This is a genomic window from Candidatus Frankia nodulisporulans, from assembly GCF_902806475.1.
Classification (GTDB): Bacteria; Actinomycetota; Actinomycetes; order Frankiales; family Frankiaceae; genus Frankia; species Frankia umida.
Map to the genome: position 1 here is coordinate 1 of NZ_CADCWS010000157.1, position 10,085 is coordinate 10,085.

General features: G+C 73.9%; 6 protein-coding genes. 2 read left to right on the top strand and 4 right to left on the bottom strand.

Annotation, left to right across the window (positions count from 1 at the left end):
* Nucleotides 1–49: 49 nt before the first annotated feature.
* The 4 genes from G6R24_RS14115 to G6R24_RS14130 form a co-directional block, all read right to left on the bottom strand.
* A complete protein-coding gene (locus tag G6R24_RS14115) occupies nucleotides 50–1,378 on the bottom strand; it encodes a TIGR02679 family protein (protein ID WP_163549717.1) in 1,329 nt (442 codons plus the stop codon).
* A gap of 99 nt (nucleotides 1,379–1,477) precedes the next feature.
* The gene (locus G6R24_RS14120; RefSeq protein ID WP_163549713.1) at nucleotides 1,478–5,728 is read right to left on the bottom strand and encodes a TIGR02680 family protein; all 4,251 of its coding nucleotides are present in this window, start codon (nucleotides 5,726–5,728) and stop codon (nucleotides 1,478–1,480) included.
* The gene (locus G6R24_RS14125) at nucleotides 5,725–7,008 is read right to left on the bottom strand and encodes a TIGR02678 family protein (RefSeq protein WP_163549714.1); all 1,284 of its coding nucleotides are present in this window, start codon (nucleotides 7,006–7,008) and stop codon (nucleotides 5,725–5,727) included. The genes G6R24_RS14120 and G6R24_RS14125 overlap by 4 nt, the downstream gene beginning before the upstream one ends.
* Nucleotides 7,005–8,666 (bottom strand): TIGR02677 family protein, encoded by a 1,662-nt coding sequence (locus G6R24_RS14130; protein ID WP_225438519.1) that lies wholly within the window; start codon nucleotides 8,664–8,666, stop codon nucleotides 7,005–7,007. The genes G6R24_RS14125 and G6R24_RS14130 overlap by 4 nt, the downstream gene beginning before the upstream one ends.
* A gap of 144 nt (nucleotides 8,667–8,810) precedes the next feature.
* Here G6R24_RS14130 and G6R24_RS24175 point away from each other — a divergent pair, with 144 nt between their 5' ends.
* Together G6R24_RS24175 and G6R24_RS14135 are read left to right on the top strand one after the other, a co-directional pair.
* The gene (locus G6R24_RS24175; RefSeq protein ID WP_391530267.1) at nucleotides 8,811–9,029 is read left to right on the top strand and encodes a hypothetical protein; all 219 of its coding nucleotides are present in this window, start codon (nucleotides 8,811–8,813) and stop codon (nucleotides 9,027–9,029) included.
* Between the two features lie 714 nt (nucleotides 9,030–9,743).
* The coding region (locus G6R24_RS14135; protein WP_163549716.1) for a hypothetical protein at nucleotides 9,744–10,085 on the top strand (342 nt) is incomplete at its 3' end.

The window sequence follows — 10,085 nt, forward strand, 5'->3', positions numbered from 1 at the left end:
GTTCCACGCGGCCGAGAACGTCGGTCGACGTGCCCGCGGACCTGGAAGGTCAGTGGGGATCGCGGCTGGCGACGCTCGGCGCGTCACCGGGGTCGGCCGGTGGAGTGGGGCCGAGGTCGGCCAGCAGGTCGTCGAGGACGGCCTCCTCCTCAACCCGATGGCGGTGCTCGCCAAGGGCATCGCTCAGGTCGGGGTCGAACCGGGCGTCGACGGGGCGTCCCACGAGCCCGGCGAGCCCGGGCCGTAGTGCCCGCTCGTAGTGGGCCCGGTCGTACCGCCAGGGGACGGCGCCGAACCGGGTGGTGACGGTGTTCGCGATGGCCAGCCCGCCCCAGTCGAAGTCGCCGTGGTAGCGCAGGACGGCGCCCGCGTCGGCGAGCAGGCGCAGCAGGGAGGCGGCGGCCGCGGCCGGCATACCTCCGACGCAGACCAGTGGCCGGCATCGGGCGCCGAGCCGGTCCGCGGCGGCGCTCACGACCGCCGGGTTCTCGCAGACGAACACGGCCGTGCCAGCCAGCGCGGTCAGGGTCGGTGGGTCGCCCACCAGCTGGCGCAGTGACAGGTGCACGGGCTCACCGGCCCCCCGCCACAGGTCCAGGACGCGGCCGGTCACGCTGTGCCGGTCGCCGGGCAGCCCGAGCGTCAGCACGGGCAGCGCCAGCTCGCTGACGAGGACGCCGACCGCGGCCCACGCCTCCCGACGCCACTCGGCGGACCGCGCGGTCCGTCCCACCAGCTCGTCCGGACCAGCGTCGCCATCATCGCCAGCGTCGCCATCATCGCCATCGGCGCTGAGCGACCGGCCGAGTAGGGCGACAGCGTCGAGCACAAGGCTGGACAGGGGGCGGTCGGCGTCCAGGCCGTGACCGTCGCCCAGCACCCGGGCGGCGAACACCGAGATCGGCGCGCCGTCGGCCGGCAGCGCGCCCAGCACGGATACCGCCGCCGCCATCAGCGCCTGCCCCTCCTCCCGCGAACCGGCGAGCCGTCGCAGCAGACCGGTGGTGCCAAGCCGGTCCCGCCAGGCCCCGAGCGCCGGGCGAGCGTCCACGAGGGGATCGGCCAGGGCGAACACGGCCCGCCAGTCGCGGGCCGCCTCGGCGGCGAGCGCGGCGCGGTCGACGACGGGACCGGTGAGCGCGACGACGGCGGCCGCGAGGCTCGGCGCGCATCCGCTGCGCCGCACGACCGTGTCGAGGTCGTCCACGTCGACCCGCAGGGAACGGCCCGACCGAGGGCGGCGTCCCAACAGCCCGGCGAGGGCGACGCGCTGCTGCTCGGACGGATCCGGCAACGTGAGTGCGCCGGTGAGGGACCCGCCCCGCTCCAGCCGGGACCGCGCCCGTGCAAGGATCCACTGGGTCGGCGGCCCGAACAGCCGGCCGAGCCGTTCGAGGTCGACCGTCCCACTGACCGGCTGTCCCGACCTCGGTCAGGTCGAAGCCGGTCACACCGTGGTGGATCACCGGCTCTGTGCTCACGGCTCGTCCCACAGCGTGTTCTCGGCAGCCGCGGCGGCGCCGGGCCGCACGTCGGCAGCGGTGGCAACGCCGGCGGGCCGCCCGACGCCGGCGGGGAGGCGCTGGCGGCCGTCCCAGCGCCAGCGGGTGACCAGGACCGCGTCGATGCCGTCCCGCCGGGACAGCTGGCTGATGGCCAGGCCCGGGACGGTCGGGTAGCAGCCCCATTCCCGCTCGCTGGTCATGACGACGTCCATGTCGAAGACGGCGAGCAGGCCAAGGCAGGACGCGCGGGCGTCGTCGTCGACACCCGCGAACGCCTCGTCGAGCATGACGAGGCGGGGCGCGTGCGGGTGACGGGCCGAGCGGTAGTGCCCGGACGCGGCCGCGAACAGCGGAATGGTGACGGCCAGGGCCCGTTCACCGCCCGAGGCCGGGCCGGACGCCGAGCGCCACTGGCCGTCGGAGAAGCGCTGCACGGCGAACACGTGCCAGCGGCGGTAGTCGAGGGCACGGCCGAGGTGTTCCAGCCACGTCCCGCCGGCGTCCCGGTCGCGCTCGGCCTTGATCTGCGCCTGCAGGAACGCGCCGACGGCTTCCCGGTCGGCGGGTGACCAGGCGTCCGCGACCTGGCGCAGCAGGCGGTCCCGGGCGGGGCCCAGGCCGGGTGGTGCGTCCGGGCCGGGACGCCACTGGAAGCGCAGTTTCATGCCGGTGCTGTTGGGCCGCTCGTCGAGCTCGGCGTTCATCCGCTCGACCTGGTGCTCGGCGTCGCTGATCAGGTCCTGGAGATGGCTGGCGACCTCGCTGACGAGGTGGTTCTCCAGGATGGTCCGTTCCCGTTCGGTCAGCAGACGGCGCCGTTCGGTCACCTCGACGCCGAGCGCGTCGGCCAGCTCCGCGGGGCTCATCATGCGGGTGCGGAACGTCGCCTCGACCACCCAGCCGTCGTCGGTGAGCGTCGCGGCGGCGTGGTGGCCGTGGCGGCTCATCACCTCCCGCAGGGTGCCGTGCTCGGCCGCGATGAGTTTCTGCACCCGGTCCCAGCCGGCGTCGGAGTCGTCCACCTCGCCGACCGCCGCCTCGATCTGGCGGGCGAGGCGCACCGCCGGGTCGGGCGTCCATTCCCGGCCGGTGTCGGGGAACGCCAGCTCGGGCAGGGCGATGGCCAGCAGTCCGCCGGCGGCGAAGCGGCGCAGCCGGCCGGCCGCCTCCCGGCGCTGCTCGCCGAGGTCCGCGACCCGGCTGGTGAGACCGCTCTCCTGCCCGCGGGCCAGGCCGACCGCCTCGGCGATCGTCAGCCGGAGCTGGCCGAGTTCCCGGCGCCGGACGGTGGCGGAGTCCAGAGCGTGCTGGGCGGCGGCGAGCTGGCGCTGTACCTCGGCGACGGCGGCGCCGACCGTGCGTTGCCTCGTCTCGAACGCGGTGCGGGCTGACAGGTGCTCGCCGCGGGCGCCGGTGTGCTGGATCTCGCGCCGCTCGACCTGCTCCTGGACGTCGGCCAGGTCCTGCTCGGTCTGCGCGAGCTGGGCCGCGGCGGCGACACGTTCCCGCACCGCGGGCCACAGCGCGGACAGGGCGACGCGGTAGGCGACGAGTGCCTCGCGGGTCCGCTCGAGCTCGTCGGTCGCGACCGGCAGGCCGAGCTGGGCGGCGTTCTCGTCGCGTTCGGCCCGGGCCGCCCGGAACGCCTCCTCGGCCCGCTCGGCGGTCCGCGTGGCCGTTTGGTGGACCGCGTCGGCGCGGCGTCGGTCGCGGTCGGCCTGGCGGGCGGCGGCGAACGTGTGGCGGGCCGGGGTGTCCGCCGGGAGGCCGGCCACCTCGTCGTTGAGCGTGGCCCGGCGCTGGCGCAGGGTCACCCGGGCCGCGTCGTGCTCGGCGATCTCGCGGTCAAGGGCGGCCAGTTCGGTGTCGATGTCGGCGAGGTGGTTGCGGCGGGCCAGTTCACGCGCCGCGTGCCCGAGGTAGCGGGCCGCCGGTTTGGTCCAGGAGCCGCGCAGCCGTCCGACGCGGAACCGCCCGTCCGCGGCGACCCAGGTGTCGCAGATCCGGTCGACGGCGTCCGGATCCGCCGCGCCGGACGTATCCGCGGGGACGTATCCGACGCGGGCCAGGACGGCGGCCACGATCGTGTCGGGGACGGCGGCCGCTGCCGGGTCGGAGCGGTCGACCGCGGGACACAACACCGCGCCGAGATGGTGGTCGCTGACAGGGCCCGCGCCGGCCCCGTCGGCCCCGTCGGCGACGATGGCCACGTCATGTGTACCGGGGGCGAGCAGCCGCCCGTCGGGGCAGAGCCAGGCGTCCAGCAGCCCGGACGCCTCCAGCGCCGCTTCCAGCCCGGCGATCTCCGCCGGACCCGGCGGCGGGGAGGCCGCCAGGGCCGCGAGGGCCGGCGCGGGTGTCGGACCCGCCTCGCGCGGCTCGATGAGCTGCCACAGTGGCGCTCCCGGCCGGCCGTCCCGGTCGGCGGCACGGGTCGGCGGGGCTGGTGGGGACAGCCGTGCCCCCTCGGCCAGGGCGCGACGTTCGGTGGTCAGGACGCGCACCCGTGCCTGCGCCTGCGCGACGGTGGTACGCAGCCGCTGGTCCGCGGCGCCGAACTCGTTCTCCAACTCGCGGGTGCGCGCCATGACCGCGGTGATCAGTGGACTGTCCCCGTCGAAACCGTCCAGCCAGTCGGCCACGGTGGCGAGGACGTCGTCGAGGTCGGTCAGGCGGAGCTGTTCGGTGCCCTCGAGGTGACGGCGCGCCGCGTCGACGAACGCGACCGAGGCGGCCTGCCGGGTCGCCTCGGCGCCGGCTACGGCCTCGGCCGCCCCATCGAGGACCGACCGGGCCTCGTCGCGCTCCCGCCGTCGGTCGGCCGACCGTTCCTGGGCTCGACGGTCGGCCGCGATCAGGCCGGCGACCAGCTTGACCGCGTCCTCGCGGCGTCGGGTGACGTCCTCGGCCGCGCGCCGGGCGGCCGAGGACACCTCCTGCACCCGCTCGACGGGCGGACCGTCGGGCAGCCGCAGGGGGATGAGCAGCGTCTGGTGCTCGGCGGCGACGCCGGCATGCTCGGCGCCGGCGTCGCCGGCATCGACCGCACGCTCCAGCGCGACCGTGGTCGTCTCGGCCCGCCGGTGGGCGTCGGTGGTCCGGCGGACGAGGCCGTCGCGCTGGGTCGTCACGGCCGCGAGTTCGGCCCCGGCCCGGTTGGCCGCGCGCTCCAGCTCGGACATCCGCTGCTGCAGTCGGACGAGCTCGCGGGCCTGATCCATCTCCGGGCGGGCGGTGAGAGTGTCCCGTTCGGCGGTGAGCGTGGTGATGCGCTCCTCGTTCTCCCTGTCCTGCCCGTCCACCCGGATCGCCTCGGCCTCGACCCGCTCCCGCTGCGTCCGGATGTCGTTGAGCTGGCGGGACGCCGACTCGTAGGCGGCCTGGGTGGCGCGGGGCTCGCGGGCCCGGCGCCGCGCGCTGATCCGGGCGTAGTGGCGATAGTGCCGGAGGAAGGCGGTGGCGGCCTCGTGCGCCTCCTCGAACCCCTGCAGATCCGACTGTTCCTGCTCGAGCCCGCGGAACGCCTCGGCCGCGTCCGCGATCACCGCCTGGTCCAGCGGGGTCAGCGCCTCGGTCAGCGCCCCCGACAGGGCCCGCTCGTCCGGCTTCTTCGACAGCTGCGGCTGGCGGAGCGCGATGAGCAGGTTGATCAGCGCGTCGTACCGTTCCTCGCCGAGGCCGAAGAACGCCTCGTCCAGGGCACGCCGGTAGCGCGACGCCTGTTCGTAGACGTTGCCGCGCGGGCCCAGGGCGTCACGCAGCCGTTCCTTCGTCAACGCGGTCCGGGTCGGGCCGACCAGGTCGAGATCGACGCCGACCCGGGCGTCGGTGATGAAGAACCAGGTGGCGACCGACCCGCGGCTGGCGACCGCTTTCAGCCCGGCCCCGATCGTGCGGTACTCGGCGGCGCCGGACGCGTCGAGCCGGCCGAACTCCAGCCAGCTGTAGCCGAGGCGTTCCGGATGGGGATGGCGCCCGCCCATGAGCAGGTTCCAGTCCATCCGCTTCTTCGGGTCGCCGTCGGGTTCGACGCGGTGGGCCGACACCTCACCGTCGAGCAGGAACGGCAGCAGCATCGCGAGGACCTTGGACTTGCCGGTGCCGTTGTTGCCGCGCAGCAGCAGGTTGCCCTCGTGGAAGTGGAACTCCTCCTCGTCGTAGAGGAAGACGTCGACCAGCCCGGCGCGCAGCGGCTGCCAGCGTTCGGTCGTCGGCTCCGTCATACCAGCGCCTCCTGTCCGCCGCCGTCCCGCAGGTCACCGAGCGCGAACCGGGCGAGCGCCGGCAGGGCGAACACGTCGTCCCCGCGTCGGCGTAGCAGGCCGAGGGCCCGCATCCGCGACAGCGCCCGGTCGACCAGCTCGACCTCCGCGTCGGGCTCGGTGACACCCTTGCGCCAGTGCTTCTGGTGCTGGGCGATCAGCTCGCGCATGTGGATGTCGAGGTCGGCGACGGCGATCGGCTCGCCCAGGCCGCGTCGGGCGCCCTCGCGGGCGAGATGCTCGGCGAGCAGGAGGGTGGCGTGACCGTCGGTACCGTCCTCGGGCATCCGGGTGTCGGTGAGGTCGCCGTCGGGGTCGACCATGGCGATCCCCTCCGCGCGGACCTCGGCGACCAGGCCTGTCGCCTCGGTGATCCGCCGGGTCAGCGCAACCCGCTGGCTGGTCAGGTAGGCCCGCTCGCCCTCGTCCAGATCCGCGTAGTAGATGACCGGGTCGTCCAGCAGACGCCGGGTCAGCGCCTGGCGACGGGCCAGGGTGCGCGCGTCGTCGGTGTCGGCCGTCAGCTCCTCGACGACGGCGGCCAGCCGGCCGTCGACATCGGCTGAGCCTGGGATGTCGCTGACGGTCGAGGGGCCGCGCCGGGTCACCAGCATGCCGGCCAGCGCCCGGCGGTCAAGGTCGTACAGGGCGTCGCCGGTGCCGGCGGTGAAGGTCGTCTCGTCGCCGGCGACCCGGCGCAGCACACCGAGGCCAAGGAGAACACGGACGGCCGCCACCAGATCGGCGCGCTCGTCCCGGCTGTCGAGGCTGAACCTGATGCCCGCCTCGGCGAGCTCAGGGGCGGCGCAGCCCATCATCACATCGTCGGCCAGGCTACCCAGGGTGATCTGGTTGTCGGCCCGTTCCAGGCCGGCCAGGGCCAGGCAGAGCAGGACGTAGCGGCGGCGGCTGAACGGCTGCTGGGCCGATCCTGCCGTGGCCGGGCGGGTGCCGTCGGTCAGATCGGCCGGGAGCTTGGCCAGTCGGGCCACCTCCGGGTCGACCCGCAGCGACCAGCCTGTCTCTCGGGTGAACCAGTCCCGCAGCCACGTCTGGTGCCGGCGGACGAGGCGGAAGGCGTCGGCGTCGGGACCGTGCGCGACGAGCAGTGGGCGGCGCAGGATCGCACGCATCGCCCGGCGGCGCTCGGCGGCGCGCTGCGCGTCAAGCGCGTCGATGACCGCCGTCGACGAAGCCCCGGGACGCGGCCCGCGTGGGACGGCGCGGCGCTGGGCGGTCACGCCGTCGCCGTCAGCAGGTCGTGGATCTCCAGGAGATGGTCGGGGCCGGTGAACCGGCCCGCGCTGGTGGGCACGGTCGCGATCACACCGTCGTCGGTGGGGGTGAGCGAGATGGACAGAGTGCCGTCGGCGCTGCTGGTCACGACGCCGATTTCCCCCGGCCGGCGACGGGCGAGGGCGTCCCCGAGGACGGCCAGGAACAGTCGGAAGGTCGGGTCGTCGAGCTCAGCCAGCTCGGACAGGCGCACGGGTTCGCCGGTGGCGAGCTGGCGGCGCGCGGCCCGCACCACCTCCTCCTCGGCCGCCAGCCTGTCGGCCAGCAGCCGGCGCTCGGCCGCGCGGTCGCGGACGCGGTTGGGCGCGCCCCTGCGTTCGTACCGACCGGTGCGCCGCAGCCGGATGTCGACGAGGATCGGCGGTGCCTCGCTCCACGGCGTCGACGCCGGCACCGGCTCGGCGTCACGGGCCTCCACCGTCGCCGCGTCGACCGTGAGGTGGCGGGCTGGAGCAAGCCCGAAGCACACTCGCCACAGCCGGTGGGCGTCGTCGTCGTTCGGGGCCTGCGCGAACCAGAGCGCGAGCGCACGGAAGTCCGCCGACCGGTCGCTGCGCCCCGACCTGCGCTCGTTGAGGACCAGCACCACCGACAGCAGCGCCGGCACGGCGGCCCGAGCCCGTTCCCGCAGGAAGCGTGACTGCGGCGGATGCCTCCGATCGCCGACGAACCAGTGCCGCAACCCCTCCCACCGCTCGGTCCACAACGCCAGCCGCTCGCCGACGACCTCGCTCACCAGCGGCTCTGTCGGCTGCGGCGGTGTCGGCGGGGATGGTGTCGGCGGGGACGAGTAGTCGAGGTCGGGTGCCGCGTCGCGGGCCTCGCGCTCGGCCACCGCCCGTAGCAGGCGGGACAGGTCGTGCTCCTCAATCTCCCGCAGGACGTCGACGATCCGCGCCGAGGTGACGACGAGGTCGCGGATGAACCGCTGGAGATAGTCGATGAGCTGTTCCTTGTAGGCCAGGAAGACGTCGAGGTCGGCGTCGTGCAGATCGATGGTGCGCTGCAGCGACCCCATGAACGCCTGGGCGTTGTCCGCCAACCCGCGAAAGACCCCGGCCAGGTCACGCAGTAGCTGGTGCGCCTTCGCCGCATCGATCTCGGGTTCCGCCAGCAGAGCCAGGAGCGCCCGCAGCTGGCTGTGGATGTCGGACAGGGCGACGGCCTGCAGCTCTCCGCGCCGACCCAACGTCTCGTCGAAGGTTGCCAGCGCGGTCTCGGCGGCCTCGCCAGCGGGCGTGAGCTGGTAAAGGAATCGGGGGCGGTTGAAATCCTCGACGGAGGTGACCCGGCTCGTGTCCGGATCGCCGCGCAGGTTGCCCCAGTCGACCAGGCTGCGTAGCTCGGCGCTCACATCCGTGATGGCGCCGAGGTCCAGCCCGTCCCCGTCCTGGCCTGGCTCGCGGGCGAGCATCTCCAGGACGTCCTCGGGGCGCAGGTGGACGTTGAACCTGCGCTTCGCCCGGACGAACGTCCCCATGATGGCCCGGTACAGCGGGGCCTTCTCCACCGTCACATGGGTGAAGGGACCGAACCGAGAGATGTTCGCGGGCCGGTCGCGGCCCCCCGCCCGCTCCGACGTCGCGACCCCCGCCACCCGCATCAACCTCCCGGCCGCCCGTCAGAAGTTCACCCTCGTCCTACCACGCCCACCCCGGCATGTTTCCGACGGGTCCACAGATGGACACCCAGCGTACGCAGCCGGGTCGGGATCACCCGCGCCGTCTCCTGACGACGACCGCACGGTGTGGCTCTGTGGCCGGCGACTTTCGGCAGGTGGGCACGGGGCTACACCTGGGCCGCCCCGGACGGCCGGCAGGTGCACAGGAGCCCGGTGGTCACGGCGTCGCCAGCATCGTTGCGGGGGGCCGTCTGTGCCGTTCGTCGGCCTGGACCACGCGCTGGCCGGCCACCGCCTCCACCTGCTGGGGCGGAGCGGCGTACCGGAACCTCGTCGACGGGTTGACCGGAAAACGGCCCGGATGGGTGTGCCGCGGTTCAGGCCGAAGCGGGACAGCCGGCAGTCGGTGCGGTGCACCGCGAACGCCCGCTGATCGCTGACCGAGGGCGGGAAGCCGCGGCTGCCGAAGGTCGGTGACGTGGAGGTCCGCTGGTCCCGTCGGGTTCCCTCGACGCCGTGGTCGGTGATGGTGATCCGGGGCAGCGCCGGTCGGTACTTCGCGACGGGAACCCACTCTCCCCTCGCCGACGGCTCGGCCCACCGGCGGCCAGCTGGATGGCCATGAAGATTAATTTGTTATACCTACTGTATGTGAAACCTATGAGTCTGTCGTCTGATCGGTCCTCGTCCCGCCTCGCCGTCCAGTCAGGAGTCCGCAGGTGAGCGCCGGTACGTCCGCAGTGGGGGCCGTCGCACCGCCCGGCGCAGTTCATGGTCGTGCTGGACGTCAAACCCAGCCGACCTGTCGAGCCCGACCAGGCGTTCCCTCACATCGGTCAACCGGCGGAGCGAGGTCGACCCTGGCAGACCGCTCGAGTCTCCTCCGGGGCCGTGGGGGAACAATCTCATCGCGCACCTGGATGGGACGCGAGGGGCCCCTCTCGTCCCACGCGGTGATCTACTCGGCGGCGCCGATGAGGGTAAGCCTGAGCCTGGTCTGATCCGGGGAGGGGAAAGCGCTCTTTGACACGAGGGCCTGTCTGGGAGGTGGTGTCGAGAATGAGTGGTATGCCATCCGGCGGGCCGCCCCCGGGCTCGCGGTACGACGACGTGCGTCCCTACGCGGTCGCGAACTCTTTGGACGAGCTGCAGGGTCCGATATCGGGAGTGGTGGTTCTTGACCGGTGGCTGGACTGGTCGGGCTCGGCTCGGTACGACCTGACGAACCCCGGCCGTCTCGCACGGATGTACGAGACGGTGCTGCGGGAGGCGTCCAGGACCGCGGATCTGTCCCGCTGGTTGGAGGGGCGCACACTGGCTCGGCTCTGGGGTGACCTGGTTCTGCCGCCGCAGGTCCGTAGCCGCTGGGAGGCCCGGTTCCCCGCGCTGACCGCCGGGCGC

Coding starts and splice junctions, on each gene's coding strand:
- G6R24_RS14130 (WP_225438519.1), bottom strand. CDS start 8,666: ATGCGGGTGGCGGGGGTCGCGACGTCGGAGCGGGCGGGGGGCCGCGAC.
- G6R24_RS14120 (WP_163549713.1), bottom strand. CDS start 5,728: ATGACGGAGCCGACGACCGAACGCTGGCAGCCGCTGCGCGCCGGGCTG.